This window comes from Paenibacillus sp. FSL F4-0100 (assembly GCF_037993005.1).
GTDB lineage: Bacteria > Bacillota > Bacilli > Paenibacillales > Paenibacillaceae > Paenibacillus_AQ.
Genome location: NZ_CP150303.1, coordinates 3654907 through 3673106 on the forward strand (window position 1 = coordinate 3654907; position 18200 = coordinate 3673106).

At 47.7% G+C, this 18200-nt stretch carries 14 protein-coding genes; 13 read left to right on the forward strand and 1 reads right to left on the reverse strand.

Annotation, left to right across the window (positions count from 1 at the left end; translation table 11 throughout):
• Nucleotides 1-183 precede the first annotated feature (183 nt).
• From MHH48_RS16475 to MHH48_RS16505, 7 genes are all read left to right on the forward strand, one after another.
• Nucleotides 184-1638, forward strand: coding sequence for an aldehyde dehydrogenase family protein (locus tag MHH48_RS16475; RefSeq protein WP_076323353.1), 1455 nt, complete (start codon nt 184-186; stop codon nt 1636-1638).
• Nucleotides 1639-1656: 18 nt separating this feature from the next.
• Nucleotides 1657-2526 carry a methyl-accepting chemotaxis protein gene (locus MHH48_RS16480; protein WP_076323354.1) on the forward strand — a complete coding sequence of 290 codons (870 nt, stop codon included), beginning with the start codon at nt 1657-1659 and terminating at the stop codon, nt 2524-2526.
• A gap of 626 nt (nt 2527-3152) precedes the next feature.
• The gene (locus tag MHH48_RS16485) at nt 3153-4304 is read left to right on the forward strand and encodes a GntR family transcriptional regulator (protein ID WP_076323355.1); all 1152 of its coding nucleotides are present in this window, start codon (nt 3153-3155) and stop codon (nt 4302-4304) included.
• A gap of 33 nt (nt 4305-4337) precedes the next feature.
• Nucleotides 4338-5156: an MBL fold metallo-hydrolase gene (locus tag MHH48_RS16490; protein WP_076323356.1), complete on the forward strand. Its 819-nt coding sequence runs from the start codon at nt 4338-4340 to the stop codon at nt 5154-5156.
• A gap of 40 nt (nt 5157-5196) precedes the next feature.
• Nucleotides 5197-6294 carry an extracellular solute-binding protein gene (locus tag MHH48_RS16495; RefSeq protein WP_076323357.1) on the forward strand — a complete coding sequence of 366 codons (1098 nt, stop codon included), beginning with the start codon at nt 5197-5199 and terminating at the stop codon, nt 6292-6294.
• Between the two features lie 87 nt (nt 6295-6381).
• Nucleotides 6382-7410: an ABC transporter ATP-binding protein gene (locus tag MHH48_RS16500; RefSeq protein WP_076323358.1), complete on the forward strand. Its 1029-nt coding sequence runs from the start codon at nt 6382-6384 to the stop codon at nt 7408-7410.
• Entirely contained in the window at nt 7407-9116 is a 1710-nt protein-coding gene (locus tag MHH48_RS16505) for an iron ABC transporter permease (protein ID WP_076323359.1), read from the forward strand. The genes MHH48_RS16500 and MHH48_RS16505 overlap by 4 nt, the downstream gene beginning before the upstream one ends.
• 721 nt (nt 9117-9837) lie before the next feature.
• Here MHH48_RS16505 and MHH48_RS16510 read toward each other — a convergent pair.
• The gene (locus MHH48_RS16510) at nt 9838-10782 is read right to left on the reverse strand and encodes a 2-dehydropantoate 2-reductase N-terminal domain-containing protein (protein WP_076323360.1); all 945 of its coding nucleotides are present in this window, start codon (nt 10780-10782) and stop codon (nt 9838-9840) included.
• Nucleotides 10783-11020: 238 nt separating this feature from the next.
• Here MHH48_RS16510 and MHH48_RS16515 point away from each other — a divergent pair, with 238 nt between their 5' ends.
• The 6 genes from MHH48_RS16515 to MHH48_RS16540 all read left to right on the forward strand — a co-directional run bounded on the left by MHH48_RS16515 (nt 11021) and on the right by MHH48_RS16540 (nt 18155).
• Nucleotides 11021-11593 (forward strand): TetR/AcrR family transcriptional regulator, encoded by a 573-nt coding sequence (locus MHH48_RS16515; protein WP_076323361.1) that lies wholly within the window; start codon nt 11021-11023, stop codon nt 11591-11593.
• A gap of 133 nt (nt 11594-11726) precedes the next feature.
• Nucleotides 11727-12446, forward strand: coding sequence for a response regulator transcription factor (locus tag MHH48_RS16520; protein WP_076323362.1), 720 nt, complete (start codon nt 11727-11729; stop codon nt 12444-12446).
• Nucleotides 12443-13594, forward strand: coding sequence for a HAMP domain-containing sensor histidine kinase (locus tag MHH48_RS16525; RefSeq protein ID WP_076323363.1), 1152 nt, complete (start codon nt 12443-12445; stop codon nt 13592-13594). Before MHH48_RS16520 ends, MHH48_RS16525 begins: the two co-directional genes overlap by 4 nt.
• 97 nt (nt 13595-13691) lie before the next feature.
• On the forward strand, nt 13692-15950 hold the full coding sequence (gene bahA / locus MHH48_RS16530; RefSeq protein WP_076323364.1) for a bacitracin amidohydrolase BahA: 2259 nt from the start codon (nt 13692-13694) through the stop codon (nt 15948-15950).
• A gap of 201 nt (nt 15951-16151) precedes the next feature.
• Nucleotides 16152-17441, forward strand: a complete 1290-nt coding sequence (locus MHH48_RS16535; protein ID WP_076323365.1) for a class II aldolase/adducin family protein — start codon at nt 16152-16154, stop codon at nt 17439-17441.
• Between the two features lie 228 nt (nt 17442-17669).
• Entirely contained in the window at nt 17670-18155 is a 486-nt protein-coding gene (locus MHH48_RS16540) for a DUF6530 family protein (protein WP_076323366.1), read from the forward strand.
• Nucleotides 18156-18200 lie beyond the last annotated feature (45 nt).

Genomic DNA, 18200 nt, shown 5'->3' on the forward strand with positions numbered 1-18200 from the left:
TCGTCCTTGCTCAGAACCATTCCAAGAAATGTGGGGGCAACAGCGATGGTAGGAACGATTCGTACAATAGACTCCATCGCCCTGGGAGGGAGGAGAGGTCAAAGAAAATTCACTTAACAATTACCTGTATTTAGTCGATAATTATATTGATCAGTTGGAATTATTCGACACAGGAGGGTTCATATGGATTACTCGAAATTAGGAAAACAATTCATAGCCGGGGAATGGCGAGACGGTAAGAGCGGTAAAACGCTGCCTGACATCAATCCATACAATGATGAAGTCATTACTGCTTTTCAAATCGCAAGCGTTGCAGACATTGATGACGCATATCAGGCTGCCTATCAAGCTAAGCTGGAATGGGACAAGGTTAATGCTTACCAGAAACGAGACATTCTTGAAAATGCCGTTAAATATATTGAATCGCATGAGGAAGACATTTCCTCCATTATTGTTCAAGAGCTAGGCGGAACGCGTCTGAAGGCGGCGTTCGAGATCGGTCTTGTGAAGAATATGATTAAGGAAGCGGCTACGTTCCCCCTTAGAATGGAGGGAAAGATTTTACCTTCCACAGAGGATGGCAAGGAGAACCGCCTGTATCGGATCCCGGCTGGCGTGGTTGGGGTTATCAGTCCATTTAACTTTCCTTTCTTCTTGTCCATGAAGTCTGTCGCCCCAGCATTGGGTGCTGGCAATGGCGTCGTGCTGAAGCCACATGAGGATTCGCCGATTACGGGCGGAACCCTGATCGGGAAGATTTTCGAAGAAGCTGGCGTACCGAAGGGCTTGTTGAATGTTGTGGTGACAGATATTAAGGAAATTGGCGATGCGTTCGTTGAGCATCCGATTCCGAGAATCATTTCTTTCACAGGTTCGACTAAGGTCGGAAGCCATATTGGTCAACTGGCCGTCAAGCACTTCAAGAAGCCGCTGCTTGAGCTCGGCGGGAACAGCGCGTTCATTATCCTGGAAGATGCTGATATTCATTACGCGGTACAAGCGGCGACATTCAGCAGATTCACACATCAAGGCCAGATCTGTATGTCGGCCAACCGGATTCTTGTACAGAAGTCGATCTATCAGGAGTTTGTAGATAAATACAAAGAGAAGGTTTCTACCCTGACAACAGGCGATCCGAGCGATCCGCAGACCATTATCGGACCCGTCATCAACCATCGGCAGGCAGAGACACTGCAGAAGCTGATTGAGAAGGGCATTGAGCAAGGTGCAGTTCCATTGGTGCGAGGGAATATCACCGGCAGAATGGTGGAGCCTACCGTCCTTGTCAATGTCAAACCGGATATGGAGGTAGCACAAGAGGAGTTGTTCGGCCCGGTTGTGTGCATCATCCCATTCGAAACGGAAGAGGAAGGCATTGCCATTGCCAACGATACACGTTTTGGCCTTAGCGGGGCTATTCACACCTCCAATCTTGAACGTGGTGTAGAAATGGCGAAGAAGGTCCATACAGGCATGATCCATGTGAATGATGTAACAATTAACGACGAACCCATTGTAGCATTTGGCGGAGAGAAGCAGTCGGGGTTGGGGCGTCTGAATGGGCAATGGAGCCTGGATGAATTTACGACCATGAAGTGGATATCGGTTCATTACGGGCAAAGGAAATTCCCGTATTAAGGGTTGGGGGAGATAGGCATGAATAATGTGACTGAAGAGCAAACACAGCATGAGCTGATTAGTGCCTTTGTAAAGGTAGCTCCATTGCTGAAAAGTTTAACGAATGATGATATCACGATTGGCATTTATGATACGGAGAAACTTATCATTAATATTCCGGGCAAAACCTTCTCGCTGAATGTGAGCTCGGGGGACCCGCTTGTTGAGGGCGATATTGTCACCAATGCGATTCGGAATAATACAGCTTTATCGGCTGTCGTTCCGAAAGAGCTGTTTGGATTTCCGCTGGCTGCACGCGCGATCCCACTGCACGACGAACAGGGCAGGGTTATCGGCGGCGTAGGCATGGGGACAAGTCTCGAAAAAGCGAATGCGCTGTTTGAGATGGCCGAGAGTTTTTCGGCAATTGTTGAACAGACCACCGCATCCATTGGAGATATCAGTCAATCGATTGCTCACCTTACCGAACGTGTGACCGACGTAACGAACCAAATGACGGACGTCAGCTCCAGTGCGCAGCAGATTGGGAAGATTTCCAGCGTTGTTAAGGAGATTTCGGATCAGAGCAACATGTTAGGCCTTAATGCTTCTATCGAAGCGGCGAGAGCGGGGGAAGTCGGAAGGGGCTTCTCGGTTGTTGCCGATGAGATTCGGAAGCTGGCGACAAGCTCCAAAGAGAATGTGGACCAGATTAATGGTATCACGAAGAATATTCAGGAATTTTTGCAGCGGTTGAATCATGCTTTTTCCGATATCCACACCCTAACCGATACCCAGTCAAGGGCGATTCAGGAATTCTCTACAACGATCCATGAGATTAGTATCAAAGCTGAGGAGCTAGCGCAGGTTGCTGAAGAAAGCCTACATGCAAAAGAAAACAAGCAATAGAAAATCACGATGCTTACGTACATATAGACATGGATGGCCGCATATCTTTTGCGGCTTTTTTCTTTTGACGGCAATTATTTTGTAGAAAAGTGACTTTAGACCAATTTTTCGATTCGTAGCGTATTTCATAGGCTCGATTTTCTGGTCGATAATCATGTGTTAAAGACGAAGAACTCCCATGATCATACCTTACGGATGTTGAATGGATTGAGCAAATAATGGAGGAGAGTTAGAGAATGGGCTGAAACACTATGAGTTCGAGTCACTAAATGGAGTGCTCTAGAGCAGTCCTCAAAAGGTATAGAAGATAAGGCAGGCTACAAACATTTCCCTGAATCGATAGAATCAAGCTCTAAAAAACCTACCTAACCGGCAGGTTTTTCTTTTGTTGATCGGGGAAATGGCAATAGCTTGCATGGTGTAGGGTACCTTGAAAGCAAACATATGAAGCGAATTAATATATCACTGATATATAATTTTTGATTCAGGACCGCAGTATTGTGATTTAACATAGAATTTACAAGACTTTTACAAATATATCATTGAATATGTCAGTGACATTCATTAAGTTTAAATTAGATCCCTTGCGGATTACGAGTCGACTCAACGATTAGAGGGATAATTTGATGAAAGATGTACGTTTGATTAAACAGAATCAATTATATCACCGGGTGGCGGATCAGGTAATCGAGATTATTCAAAGTCGTAGGCTGCGGCCGCATGATCCTGTTCCATCCGAAGGAGAGCTTGCCAAGCTGTTCGGCGTGAGTCGAATGACAAGCAAGCTGGCGCTTCAAAAGCTGGCAGAGCAGGGACTGGTGTACCGCCTGCCCCGGAGAGGGACCTTCCTTGCCCAGCCGCTAGAAGGATTGATGGCCGATGGAGGAACTTCTCCCCAGATCACCGAGGCGGCGCCTAACGTGGACAGGCCGTTCGGACAGATCGCACTCATTATGCCCCATCTATCTGATTACACTTCCAGAATCATCGCCGCCGCCGAGGCTGAAGTGCGAAAGCACGGGTGCGACCTCATTTTAAAAATGACGAAGGACTGCGACGATGAGGATCTTTGTCTGGAAAGGCTGGCCGAAGGAGGGATCACCGGTATCATTCTGTTTCCTCAGGGGCGGAAGACCTGCAGCGATCAGGTGCTGCGACTAAAGTTGCGCAAACTGCCGCTGGTGATCATCGATCGTATTTTCCATGAAGTGGAGATCGATTGCGTGTATCACGACCACTATATGGGCTCTTATCAAATGACGAAGTATTTGATCGAGAAGGGGCACCGGGAAGTCGGATACACTTCGAATCCGATCGACAATATCACAAGCCGGAAGGAACGGTATCAAGGCTATATCCAAGCGCTGCTAGACCATAAAATTCCGGTGAAGATCCAGAACATTCATTTTCGAAGCGTCGCTTGCGATACCAGCCGCATTAATGAGTGCGATCCGGAACAGGAGCGGTTTATTCAGGACAACCCCCGGATGACGGCCATCATGTGCGGGGATGACCATGTCGCCATCTCGACCATTCACACCGCACTGCAAATGGGGATTCCGGTTCCTGAAAAGCTGTCCATCGTCGGGTTCTCCGATATTCAGTTAGCGGCATATATCCCGACCCCGCTTACGACGGTTCGACAAGATACCGAGAAGCTTGCCCGATCGGCCGTTGATTTGCTGATGAAGCGCGTTGGCAACTCCAACGAGAATCCAATCACCATTAAAATTCAAACATCGATTGTAGAACGACAATCCGTTCATTCCAGGACGTAAAATGGATCACTACAGTGGCAAGGAGACATGACTTTGAAAATTCACTTTCTAGGAACTGCAGCCGCAGAGGGCTTTCCCAATGCATTTTGCCGCTGCGAGCATTGTAACAAAGCGCGGGAGCTTGGGGGAAAAAATATCCGCACGCGAACTTCCGCCATCCTGGACGATGTCATCAAGTTTGACTATTCCCCGGATTCCTATATGCAGGCGCTGCGGGACAATATCGATCTGGGAGCAATCGAGCACCTGTTGGTCACGCATTCGCATTCGGACCATTACAATGCCGTTGATTTGGAATGCCGCAGGGAAGGAATTGCGCACGGCCTTCAGCATCCGATGCACATTTATGGGAATGGTACGGTGATGCATCACACGCGTGCCGCCATCGGCCGCTTTGAAGGACAAAGGTATCAATTCCATCTGTTGCGCCCGTTTGAGACCTTCGCTATGGGCAATGCAAGGGTAACGCCATTGTTGGCGGATCATGACCGCATGGAAACCTGTCTGTTATACGTGATCGAAAAGGAAGGGAAAAAACTGCTGTACGGGCACGATTCGGGCTGGTTCCCGGATGCGACATGGGCATGGTTAAAGGGCAAAAATCTGGATTGCGCCATCCTCGACTGCACGCATGGATATACGGGGAACTCCCGCGACCGCAATCATATGTGCGTGGAAACGGTGCTGGAAGTCCAGCGCGAGTTCCAAAAAGAAAATATCCTTAAGCCTGAAGGCCAAATCGTCGTCACACATTTTAGCCATAATTCCAAGCTACTTCATGAGGATTTTGTCCGCATCTTCAGCCCCGTCGGAATTTTGCCGGCATATGACGGGTTGATTATCAACATTTAAACAAAATAACATGACACGATCAAAGGAGAGTTAAGGGATCATGAGAAAACTTTCAATGGCGCTACTTCTCATTATGTGTGTGATTGTATCGGCTTGCGGAGGCGGCAACAATGCCGGCAATGCAACCGGGGGCACTTCGAAGTCCCGAGCGCCGGCATCGACGTCTACGGAACCGGTCCAGAATGAAAAGCTGATCGTGTACACGAATGCGAACTCTGACGGCCGCGGCGAATGGCTGATTGAGAAAGCGAAAGGTGCGGGCTTTGACATCGAAATTGTCGGAGCGGGCGGCGCCGACTTGACGAACCGGTTGATTGCCGAGAAGAACAACCCGATCGCGGACGTCGTTTACGGCTTGAACAATATGCTTTATGAGAACTTGAAAAAGGAAGACGCTCTGGCTAAGTTTGTTCCAAGCTGGGCCGGAGATGTAGAGCAGGGCTTGAACGATCCGGAAGGCTACTATCATGGCCTTGTGAAGCAAGCGATTCTGCTGGGGTATAACCCGAACGAATTCACGGCCGAAACCGCGCCAAAGGACTGGACCGACCTTTATAAGAACGATGCGTACAAAGGGAAGTACGAAGCCCCTACCCTGCTTGGACAAAATACGCCTCGTCTTATTGTAGCGGGCATTCTGACCCGTTTCCAAGATCCGAATGGTGATCTCGGTATATCCGAGGAAGGCTGGAATGAAATTCAGCAATTGTATAACAACGGCGTCAGCGCAGTCGAGGGCGAAGACTTCTATGCCAATTTGGCCAGCGGCAAAACGCCGCTAGGAGCGCTCGTTTCCGGAACCCTGCAGCAGAAGGAAGAGCAATATAAAGTGAAAGCAGGCATTGTCAGTCCCGAAATCGGCGTACCGATGGTCGTGGAACATGCAGCGCTCGTGAACGGAACGAAGAAACAGGCAACGGCGGAGCGGTTCGTGGAATGGCTCGGATCCAGCGAAATTCAAGGAGAATTTGCGGCTGAGTTCAATGCCATGCCGGCAAATACAAAAGCGGTCGAGCAAGCCAATGATTCCGTCAAGGAGCTGTTTACTTCGTTAAAACCACAAGATTTCGATTGGGCTTTTATTGCCGAAAACATGGATCTGTGGGCGGAGAAAATCGAGTTGGAGATTATGCACTAAATAACGGAATGGAGTCAAGCCGGCTGCATATTGGGAACGCCAATATGCAGCCGTTCATTCAAGTACAACAAAAAGGAAGATAATAATATGATTACATTCCAGAACGTTGACATTAAATTCGGAGAATTTCATGCGGTCAAAAACCTTAATTTGCATATTCGGGAAGGGGAATTCTTCACGTTCCTCGGTCCCTCGGGTTGCGGGAAGACGACGACCCTCCGCAGTCTGGTCGGGTTTATTATGCCTACGAGCGGACAGATCCTGCTGAAAGACACCGACATTACCCGTTTGCCGATCGAAAAAAGAGAGATCGGGATGGTATTTCAAAGCTATGCGCTGTTTCCGACGATGAATGTGTACGAGAATATCGCTTTTGGCTTGCGTGTCAAGAAGTTTTCCAAGGCGGAAGTGGACCAGAAGGTAAAGGACATTGCTCGGAAGGTTGATCTGAAAGATGATCAGCTGTTCAAGAAAGTATCGGAACTATCCGGCGGCCAGCAGCAGCGCGTTGCGATTGCCAGGGCGCTGGTTTTGAAGCCGAGCATCTTGGTACTGGACGAGCCTTTATCCAACTTGGACGCCAAGCTGCGGGTACAGCTGCGCAATGAGCTGAAACAATTGCAGAAGAAATTCGGGATCACAACGATTTATGTCACGCACGACCAGGAAGAAGCGTTAACGCTGTCCGATCGGATTGGCGTATTCAATCATGGGGTCCTGGAGCAAGTGGGAACGCCCATGGAAGTTTACAATCAATCTCAAACCGAGTTTGTATGCAATTTCATAGGAGATATTAATAGGATCGATCCGCGGATGGTAGAGAACAGCCGGTTGAAGGATATTGTTCAGCCAGGGAATATCGCCTATATCCGCAATGAGAAGGTAAGCCTGCTGCCCCTGCAGGGGATCGATACGGTCCAACTGAAAGGCAAGATTGCAGACCGGGAATTTTACGGTTTATACAGCAAATACCTATTGGAGATTGCCGGCGGCGGACGGTTAAAAATCATCGAAATAGAAAGCCCGCTCGTCCATCATGAGGTCGGTGACGATGTAGACATCTACCTCCCGGCCCGCGATATTTTGCAGTATCCGATGAAGGAGGGGGAAGCATGAATGCCCGGAACCTGAGCACCCGGCTGGCTTCCATAAACCCTTTCTCGATCCTTTTATACGGGTTGATTGTCTGGTTTGTCATTGCCTTTCTGATTTATCCGAACTTGAATATTTACGGCGAAATATTCTTTAAGGACGGCAAATTTACGCTGGAAGCGGCAGAGAAGCTGCTGTCGTCCGAACGCGCGATGAGAAGTTTATACAACAGCTTTATTCTCGCTTTTTCGCTTGTCATTACGGTAAATGTGGTGGGCATTACGCTGGTTTTGATTTCGGAATATTTCGATATCAAAGGCGCGAAGATTTTGCGGTTGGGTTACTTTACGACCCTGATTTACAGCGGAGTCGTGCTGGTGTCCGGCTATAAATTCGTCTATGGCGAAGAGGGGTTTATGACCAAGCTCTTAGTTCAATTGTTCCCTTCTTTTGATACGACATGGTTTCATGGCTATTGGGCGGTTCTATTCGTCATGACGTTCGCCTGCACGTCCAATCACTTTCTGTTCCTTAGCAATGCGATTCGCAAAATCGACTTCCAAACGGTGGAAGCCGCGAGAAATATGGGGGCGTCTACTGGGTATATCCTATGGCGGGTCGTACTTCCGGTCCTGAAGCCTACGATCTACGCGCTGACGATCCTGACTTTTCTCACCGGCCTGGCTGCGACGTCCGCGCCGCTTATCCTCGGGGGCAAGGAATTCCAGACGATTACGCCGATGATTCTGACATTCTCGAGAAGCATGACGTCAAGAGACTTGGCTGCGCTGCTGGCTCTTATTCTCGGAGTGGCCACACTGGTGTTGTTGACCGTGATGATCCGGTTCGAACGTAAGGGCAACTTCATGTCGGTCTCCAAAGTCAAATCGGAGCTGGTCAAACAAAAAATCCGCAGCAAATCCGGCAACATAGCCGCTCATATTCTGGCTTACGGCCTGTTTGTTCTCTACATCGTTCCGGTTGTGCTGATCATCATCTTTTCGTTCACCGATGCGGCCAGTATCTCGACCGCCACGTTGAATTTGAACAGCTTCACGTTGGATAATTACATTCAAGTGTTTTCATCCATGTCGGCATTCAAGCCTTATCTCGTAAGTATTCTATATGCCGCGGCAGCCTCGGTCATTGTCGTCGCATTGGCGATGGCCGCGTCTAGGATCTTACATAAATATAAGAACAAGTGGGCGCTTGCCCTGGAATACGCATTGCTGATTCCGTGGATTCTGCCGTCAACGCTGATTGCAATCGGACTGATCGTAACCTTTAACACGCCAAAGCTGATGATCGGGAATACGGTGCTGGTTGGCACGGTCTGGATGCTTCTGATTGCCTATGTCATCGTCCATATTCCTTTCACCCTGAGAATGGTCAAGGCCTCCTTCTTCAGCTTGGACAGCAATCTGGAAGACGCTGCAAGGAATTTGGGTGCCAAACCGTTCTATACGTTCAGAAAAGTATTGCTGCCGATCATTCTACCGTCGACGCTAGCTGTTCTTGCCTTGAATTTCAACGGAATTTTGGCCGATTATGACGTTACCGTGTTCCTCTATCATCCTTTGTACCAGCCGTTAGGAATCGTCATCAAGAACAGTACGGATGCGCAGGCGCTAGCAGATACCAAAGCGTTGACATTGGTTTATTCAGTGATATTGATGATCATGTCCTCCGTTACTTTATATTTCGTTTATGGAAGAAACAGCAGATCCTGAGGGCACCGGGTTTACTTGTCACACAGGGACATGCTCGGTACAACTAGATAACACCAGCTATCCGTAAAGAGGTTTTTCCACTATGAAAAAGACAACGGTTAGGGAAACAACCGATTCCACTCAAAAAATATCGAAAACTTTGACCGGGCAGAATTTACCCGGCAATAAAAAGCAAAAGCGTCCCACAAGTCTAATTGGTATTATCCCCTCGTGGTAGATAGTGGAAAAAGAGGGCTGGACCTATAGCCGCATCATGGAGAAGTTCGGGATCAAGAGTGAAAGCCTGAGTACCTGAAAAAGCTCAATCCCAACTTACACGGGGAGGGAAGCTGGATTCAGATACCCGGTGTCGGTCCATTCAAGAAATGAGCAGCCGCTACCCGATTGTTCGGCTATGTCAGATGGCCGAGATCTCACGCGCTGGGTGCTTGTACTCCGTCATGTATATGATTTGCGTTGCATTAAGTAAGCATGGTTATGGTTGTTGTTGCGTACGAGCGAAGAGGAAGCTTGGCTGCTTCGAACAACAACCATGTCAAGGGGAGTGAAGGGGATGCTTAGCTGTTTAGACATGTTCAAGGCTAATCGTGGGTGTCTGTGATTGAAGCTTCAGTTAAGGACCGCCGGAAGGTTCATAAAATCTCTGCTCGTTGGTTGAGCAGAGATTTTTTTGCGAACATATTTCTTACCAGGCTAAGCTATAGATCAATAAAGCCATCATCTATGATCTCTGAACAGGCGCGGAATAATGTTGGAGCTCATCCCAATGGGGTGTCGCCATGTTCGCGCGAATTTTCAATTGATCAAAAGCTTGCTGTAAAGCAGTCACCTCGTTTGCTGACACCGCCTTATCACTTAACAGGATTCTGCCAATGGGGTTCGACAGCATCATCTTCAACAGGATGTAGAACAGCTTTCTTTTTTTACGGGCGAATTCCTTTTGAGCGGCAGGCGTAACCGTAAACCCGTTTTTCTCCAATACTTGATGTCCCTCATCAACAGCATGGATGACAAGATTAAGCAGCTGCTTGTCTTTTGCGGCTTTGCGCAAATCCCCGTGATATGTAGAAGCAATGGAATTCAATGCCAAGATCATGACAAAATGACTTTTCAGCCACTCATTCATATTGTTCTGGTAGGTCCACTTATATTTGGTGTTAACCAAAGCCTGATCGATCACCGAACGCCAAGACAGCTCCTCACCTAAACCGCCGATATTGATTTTGGTTCTTGGTCCGCGTACGCTAATGACCCGGCCATTCTCTCTCCAGCCAGCGATCGTCTGAAAAGCGAAAGCAACCTTTTTCGCTACCGGGCTATGGGTTTGCAAATACTTCTCCATTTCCCCAGGACTCGCATTGTTGCCCATTATAACGATGTGGCTGCTATGGTTCGCTGCAAGTGCAGGCAGTACCGCTTCGAAATCCGGATATTTCATCACAACAAAAATAAGATCATAAACATCGTCAGGCTGTAGTCCCCGGATCACCCTTACGTTATGAACCGTTGTTTGGAACTGAAAATAATGCCGAATGACATTGCCGCTCTTTTCCAACTCATCCGCTCGTTGTCCTCTGGCCAGCATCGTGACGTTGTGACCACCACGCACCAGCTCGTGGGCTAAATAACTGCCCAGAACCCCAGCGCCATAAACCAATATTTTCATAGTAACTCCTCCATTAGGGTTAAACGATTTGATCAAACCGTGTTTTCTCAAACACTTATTTTTGTTTTCAGTATAGTTTTTAAATAATTGATGCAATATTTAAAAATTATAGCTTGATTCTATATGGATATCGACCGGACTGTCAAGAAGTTTTTAAATATCGACCCCGAAATTTAAAAACTACTCTTTTTATGGTAAACTACTTGTAGCGACGAATACGGGAAGTGAGTGAAAACTGATGAATAAATTCGAGATAAGAACGCAGCAAAAGAAGGATGCGATCATTCATGCCGCATTAAAGCTTTTTAAAGAAAAAGGCTTCATCCATGTCAGCATCAAGGACATTGCCGAAGAATCCGGTGTATCGTCTGTATCGCTGTATAACTACTTCGGCAGCAAAGAAGGGGTGGTTACTGAATGTGCGAACGTTCTGATGCAAAATACCATCCATATGGCCAAGGAGCTGTTGAAGCAAAATATCGAGTTTAAAGACAAGCTATCCCAAGTACTGGAGATCTGTGCTGAGCATGACTATCAATTGCTTTCTACACCGGGTGCAGTTGAGGATCAGGTGCTGGCGAGCTTATATAGTGAAAACACCAATAAAATTAGAACTGAGCTTATTCAGGAATTTATTGAGCTGGGGAAGAAGGAAGGGGCGATTCATTCTTCTGTTTCTCTGGAGACCCTTTTGGAATTATTAAGTGTTGTCGGGACGCTCCAAGCTTTCTGGGCAAGATCCGGGAATTATAAAAATAAGATGGCTGAACTTAACCAGCTTCTCTTGTATGGTTTCGTTGGACGCCACTAAAATCAATCATAAAATGACCTCCGACGATCCAGGTAGGAGGTTATTTGCGTTTAACGATGCTTACGGAAACAACGCAAAAAAGGAAATTAGCCTCCCAAGGAGAACCATATACACTTGAAGGAGGATGCTTTTTATGCCTAAAACCATACTTGTGGTCGATGATGATCCGGATATTATAGATATGCTTAAACTTTATCTGGAGGCAGAAGGATATAGGACTTTGGAGGCTTTTGACGGGAAAGCAGCCCTAGAGCATCTGCGAAGCAAGCACGTGGATCTCGCACTCTTCGATATCATGATGCCGTTCATCGACGGATTCCAGTTGCTCCGCATGATGCGGCAGGATTATAAAATCCCGGTCATTCTCATTTCGGCCAAAAATCAGGAACTTGATAAAATAACCGGTCTCAAGCTGGGGGCAGACGATTATGTGTCCAAACCGTTCAGCCCGCTCGAAGTGATGGCGAGAATTCAGGCCCAGTTAAGACGTTCTTATGAGTTTAATGAGCCGTCGGAGTCGGAAGCTCCCACGTTATCCGAAACCTGCGTCGGGGACTTGCTGCTGGATCACCGCGAATGCATGCTGTACATAAAGGGAACACCGATTTCGCTGAGTGCGATCGAGTACAAATTATTGAAGCTGTTCATGGGGGAACCGGGGCGCGTATTTACGAAAAAGATAATTTTTGAGCAAGCCTGGGACGAGCATTATCTGGCTGACGATAACGCCGTCATGGTCCAAATCAGCAGGCTGCGCGATAAAATCGAAGCTTGTCCGAGGAAACCTGTTTATATCAAAACCATTCGCGGGCTCGGATACCGATTTGCGAAGAAAGATGAGTTACAGCCATGAAATCTCCTAATCGTCTGCAGCGTTCGCTGATTCGCCAATATATTTTTTTCTTTGTTACGATTGCACTTATTGCCGTGTTTTCGCTATTTGTATTAAATGCGTTGATCATGGATTATTTTATGGAGGCTACCGGACCGGTCAAGACGGAGGCTGGAGTCATGGGCAGTCCAACAGCCGTGCCAGGCATGGACAGCGATCAGCATGAGAGAGTATTTTATAAAATGGCCTTCCAAGCCTTGCTGCTCTTTCTCGCATTGTTTGCAATTACCGTTTATGCATTTGGAAGAAGGACGGCTTCCCGGCTCACCACCCCGCTTAGCTCCATAGCGGACGGCATACGGAACATCGCCAGCGGACACTACCACAAAAGACTGAATTTTAAAGCGAGTTATGAGCTTGCGGAAATTCAGGACGATTTCAATGCTATGGCGGAGCGGCTTGAACGGATGGAGAGGGAAAAGCGAGAGCTTGCGGAGAGCAAGCAGCGAATGCTGATCGACATTTCCCATGACCTGAAGACACCGATGACGACCATTCAGGGTTATATCGAAGCGATGGAAGTGGGGCTCGTCGATTCGGAAGAGAAAAGGCAAAAAATCCTGCGTTTGATTTCCGACAAAGCCAGTCTGATGTCAGAGCTGATCGACGGTATCTTCGAGCTGTCCAAGCTGGATAGCCCCGACTATCCTCTTGCTGTTGAGGCATCCGACATTTCAGAATTCACAAGGGAAATTGCAGCCGAGTATTACGAGATGTTCGAAGAACAGAAGTTTCATTTTCAGTACGATATTCCCGATTGTGAGATCATCGTCCCATTCGACGCGACCTGGTTATACAGGGCGGTTTCTAATATCTTGTCCAACGCAATCCAATACAACCCGCCCGGTACAACTGTTGAATTGAAATTGGCAGCGACGGGAAAAGGAGTCGAAATCCATGTTTCGGACGATGGCATCGGAATCCCGGATGTTATGAAGGAAACGATTTTTGATGCCTTTGTCCGCGGAGACCAAGCCCGAAAAAGCGATGGGGGTACGGGTCTGGGACTTGCCATTGCCAAACAAGTGGTAGAAAAACATGGGGGTAACATCACGCTGACCACGAACGGGCAAACGAAATTCGTTCTTTTTCTTCCTAACGAATTGTAAGATTACTGAAAGATTCGAGAAAGTGCAGAGAAAGAATGATCCGGTAACCTAAGGAGTAGAAACATCACTATATTGGTATGCAGGAGGACTGGAGAGATTGGAAATACAAAGAGAGAAAGAAAAAGAGAAGGGTGGCCCTTATTTTCGAAGAATAATTGTAAACCGGAAGCGCCGGGGGAGGTTATCCCCTGGATGGAAGGGTGCGTCGCTTGGGCTTGGCGTCATCGCCTTTATCCTGATTCTGATACAGGCCAATTATCTGTTGATGGGGCATGGTTTCGGTAAATTCATCGTCGGCACATTCCTGTTTGTCTTAGCGGCAGCGCTTATAAGCGGCCTGGCTGCATTATTGCTGCACGGAGTCAAGAAACTGCCAAGCCGTTATATGTGGATATTGCTTTGCTCCCTTATCATGCTTTTATTCTCTTTCATAGGGCCGCTGGAAGTCTCGGTGGTTTTCATCGTGTTGTTTGCCGTAGTTTTTTCTTTGTTTGGTGCATTGGTTTATAAATTTGCAACGGGAAGTTACAAGCAAGCGTCCAACACTAGGAAGATCGGCGCCCTGGCCTGTATATCCCTGATTATTGTCGTGATCGGCGCCGGCAGCTTCTGGTTGATTCGGGCCGGGGATGAAGCCGCTCCGGACGTAACTTTGAAACAGCTGAGAAGCTCAACCCGATATGATGACACGGCGATGAACAACCCTGCCGAACAAGGCGCATTTCCCGTCAAAAGCCTGTTATACGGAAGTCCTGACAACTACAGGAAAGAGTTTAACCAAAGCGGTTCCCTAACCACTCAAACGGTGGATGCGTCCGAGTTTGTTGAGAAATGGTCACCCGGGCGCACAAAGTCGCTTGGGTTCGGACCCGAGGCCATGCCGTTAAACGGAAAAGTGTGGTATCCCGAAGGGGAGGGTGCCTTTCCGCTTGTTTTGATTGTACATGGAAATCACTTAATGAACGATTATTCCGATCCGGGTTATGAATACCTGGGCAAACTGATAGCGAGCAAAGGTTATATTTTCGTCTCCGTGGATGAAAATTTTCTTAATTTCTCCCCTTATGAAGATCTTTTTCTGGTCAGCCCGCTGCAGCATGAGAATCCGGCAAGAGGCTTGCTGCTGCTGGAGCATTTGAAAACCTGGAAAGGCTGGAACAGTGATCCGGACCATCCGTTTTATCAAAAGGTCGATATGGAACGAATCGCCCTCATCGGGCATTCCCGAGGCGGCGAAGCGGTCGCGATCGCGGCAGCCTATAACAAGCTCAGCCGTCATCCGGACCATGGCCACATCAAGTTTGATTATAACTTTTCGATCCGTTCCCTGATTTCCATTGCGGGAACAGACGGGCAATATAAGCCACAAAGTAAACCCCTGCCGCTGCAAGACGTAAATTATCTGGCTTTGCATGGAGCTCATGATATGGATGTTAACAGCATGGGTGCTGCCCATCAATATCACCGGATTAGTTATACCAAGGGCACAAATTACATGAAATCGCTGGTCTATATTTATGGAGCCAACCACGGCCAGTTTAACGGAGGCTGGGGCAGAGGGGATGTAGCAGGCTTGGGGAACCAACTGTTTAATCTACGTCAAATTATGCCGCGGGATGAACAGGAAACCATCGCAAAAGTGTTCATATCTTCGTTTCTGGATGCCACGCTGAAGGACCAACGGCAATACCGGGAGGTTTTCAGAGATTTGGGTTATGCCAAGGAATGGCTCCCCGATACCCTGTACATCGGCAATTATTACGATTCGCAAACGATCTTACTGGCGGATTATGAGGAAGACGTTGATTTGCAGAGCACCACAATTCCCGGCGGCAGCCTGATGGGCGAGAACCTCCAGCAATGGAGGGAGGAAAAGGTGAAGGTCAAAATGGGTGAAGCGGCTTACAGCGCGGCTCGCTTAGGCTGGAATTCGAACGGATCTGTCAAACCGGCATCCTATACGGTTACTTTGCCGGACCATGGGGTAAGAACAGGGAAGGAAAGCTCCATCGTATTTTCGCTGGCGGATGCCCGTGGGAAAGAGGAAATCAGCGACCCGAAAGAGCTTATCAATTTTACGATTACTGTCGAAGACAGGAAGGGCCATCAGGCAAATCTTCCCCTCAGCCATCTTTCCAAATTGCCGCCAGTAATTGAGGGTAAACTGTTGAAATGGCCGTTTTCGAATGCAGGTAATACTTCGGAACCCGTATTTCAAAGCTACGATTTCCATCTAGATGATTTCAACAAAATGAATCCGGAATTCAATCCAGAGCAGTTGAGCAAGATTCATATTGAGTTCAACCTGACCAAACGAGGAACCATTCTGCTTCGTGATATTGGCATTCGATCATAAACGATAAAAAGTCGCCTGAAATGGCGACTTTTCGTATTAGTACGCCAATCATGAACTTCTTGGAGCAGAACTGGTGGTACGAATCCTAATTTTCTACTTGTTATGTTTTTGCCACAATTATTCTCGAATATCAATAGAAAAAACAGTATAATAAAAATAAACAAAACTAAACAAAAACATTCGGATAAGGCGGTGGCAGGGATGAATCAGAATTTTTTGCATCCGGCAGATCAGCTCCTTCAATTTATCAATCGTATTTACAATCATGGCATGACGACCACGTCCGGGGGCAATCTGTCGATCAAGGACCAGAACGGAGATATTTGGATCACACCGGCCGGGGTGGATAAAGGCTCATTAACCCGGATGGATATGGTATGCGTGAAGGAGAACGGCACGGTCCTGGGAATTCACAAGCCGTCCAGCGAGTTTCCGTTTCACAGGCTTATCTATCAAGCCCGTCCGGACTTGAAAGCGATCATTCACGCCCATCCGCCCGCACTGGTTTCGTTCAGCATTGTCCGGCGCATTCCGGATACCAGGCTGCTTCCGAACGAACGGCAGATTTGTGGCGAGATCGGGATCGCGCCTTACGCCCTGCCTGGAAGCGAGCAGCTCGGGGAGAACATTGCTGCTGTTTTCAAGCGCGGGATCGACACGGTTATGCTGGAGAACCATGGCGTTGTGGTCGGAGCTGGGGACCTTTCTCAAGCGTTTAACCGGTTTGAAACCCTGGACTTCTGTGCGCGGCTGGAGATCGAGGCGCGTCGACTCGGAAATCCCGTCCTGCTGACCGATGAGGATTACGATACCGTCCGCAACAAAAGCACGCTGCAGCTGGATACGTATATCTACGACACCTGCACGTCGGAGGAAAAAGAAATCCGCCGAGATATGTGCGCACTAATGCGGCGTGCGTATAAACAAGGTTTGTTCACAAGCACGCAGGGCACCTTTTCCCATCGATTGTTTGGAAATGATTTTGTCATCACACCCTACGGCAAAGACCGCAACGATCTGGAACCGGGTGACCTTGTCCGTATAGAGAACGGCAAAGCTGAGGCTGGCAAACAGCCAAGCAAGTCTGTCTTTCTGCATGAAGCGATCTACAAAATGCAGCCGCATGTCCATTCGGTCATTATCGCGCATCCTCCCAACATTATGGCATTTGCCGTAACCGATACCGCTTTCGATTCAAGAACGATTCCAGAGAGTTATATCTTGCTTCGCGGAATGCCAAAGCTTCCCTTTCATGCGGTTTACAACGAGCCTGAGCGTACCGCTTCGCTGTTTAAAGCGAATACGCCGATTGCCATCGTGAATAATAATTGTGTCATTGTTGCCGGTCAGAGTCTGCTTAACGCGTTTGACCGATTGGAAGTTGCCGAGTACAGCGCCAAGTCCATTCTGTCGGCAAGAACGCTCGGCAATGTCATCCACATCGATGACGACCGGATTCGCGAGCTTGAAGCAGCGTTTAATCTGGAGTAGGAAGTTCATTGGAATACCTCAGCTGTACGAAGGCTGTCGCGGTAATAGAGCGGCAGCCTTTCGTTTGTTCTGGCATCGATGAATCGGCCTCTGTGTGAAAATATTCCTTTCCAGAGCGGTATTTGCTTGAAGCTTGGTAAACCATTCTTTACAATAATATAGAAATTATCTATTATATAAATAGATAAAAGTACAAATTGTTTGTTTTTTTAGAAAAGAGGAGGAACCATGAAAATACCTGCTTCAACAAATCATAAACCCGTGATTGTGTCGGATAACTATGGGAAAGTGGATGGACGATTTGCATCTAAGACAGACGTAGGAGCTCTATCTTTGGGATTGACCGAGCAGAACGAGGATGGTAGGGCGCATATTGCCGCCAAGATATGGAGAGCTGAAGAGGAACAAGGGACCAGTTCATCTGATGAGTTACCCATTCATCGAATTCTGGATTTGTCTATTCTCATTTGCAGTGCCCTGACCCATTTTAGCGAAGCCTATAGATTTGAACATTTATATGACCCACAACATCCTATGATCGACCGGATCGGATTGCAGGGGAACGCCATGACGGTGGCTGTTTGCACGGATAATGAACAGATTCAGGAGGATATCAAGCTGTTCAACGAGTCATTGAGCGATAACGGTGAGATGATTGGAGAACGTCTGCGCACTTTAACGAGAATGTTAGAAGAATTGGGTTATGCGCGATGAGAAAGTCGCCGAACGTGGAGTTACGAAACTTTTCCTGCGTTCAGT

Coding starts and splice junctions, on each gene's coding strand:
- MHH48_RS16540 (WP_076323366.1), top strand. CDS start 17,670: ATGAAAATACCTGCTTCAACAAATCATAAACCCGTGATTGTGTCGGAT.
- MHH48_RS16505 (WP_076323359.1), top strand. CDS start 7,407: ATGAATGCCCGGAACCTGAGCACCCGGCTGGCTTCCATAAACCCTTTC.
- MHH48_RS16500 (WP_076323358.1), top strand. CDS start 6,382: ATGATTACATTCCAGAACGTTGACATTAAATTCGGAGAATTTCATGCG.
- MHH48_RS16475 (WP_076323353.1), top strand. CDS start 184: ATGGATTACTCGAAATTAGGAAAACAATTCATAGCCGGGGAATGGCGA.
- MHH48_RS16480 (WP_076323354.1), top strand. CDS start 1,657: ATGAATAATGTGACTGAAGAGCAAACACAGCATGAGCTGATTAGTGCC.
- MHH48_RS16525 (WP_076323363.1), top strand. CDS start 12,443: ATGAAATCTCCTAATCGTCTGCAGCGTTCGCTGATTCGCCAATATATT.
- MHH48_RS16515 (WP_076323361.1), top strand. CDS start 11,021: ATGAATAAATTCGAGATAAGAACGCAGCAAAAGAAGGATGCGATCATT.
- MHH48_RS16485 (WP_076323355.1), top strand. CDS start 3,153: ATGAAAGATGTACGTTTGATTAAACAGAATCAATTATATCACCGGGTG.
- MHH48_RS16495 (WP_076323357.1), top strand. CDS start 5,197: ATGAGAAAACTTTCAATGGCGCTACTTCTCATTATGTGTGTGATTGTA.
- MHH48_RS16535 (WP_076323365.1), top strand. CDS start 16,152: ATGAATCAGAATTTTTTGCATCCGGCAGATCAGCTCCTTCAATTTATC.
- MHH48_RS16510 (WP_076323360.1), bottom strand. CDS start 10,782: ATGAAAATATTGGTTTATGGCGCTGGGGTTCTGGGCAGTTATTTAGCC.
- MHH48_RS16520 (WP_076323362.1), top strand. CDS start 11,727: ATGCCTAAAACCATACTTGTGGTCGATGATGATCCGGATATTATAGAT.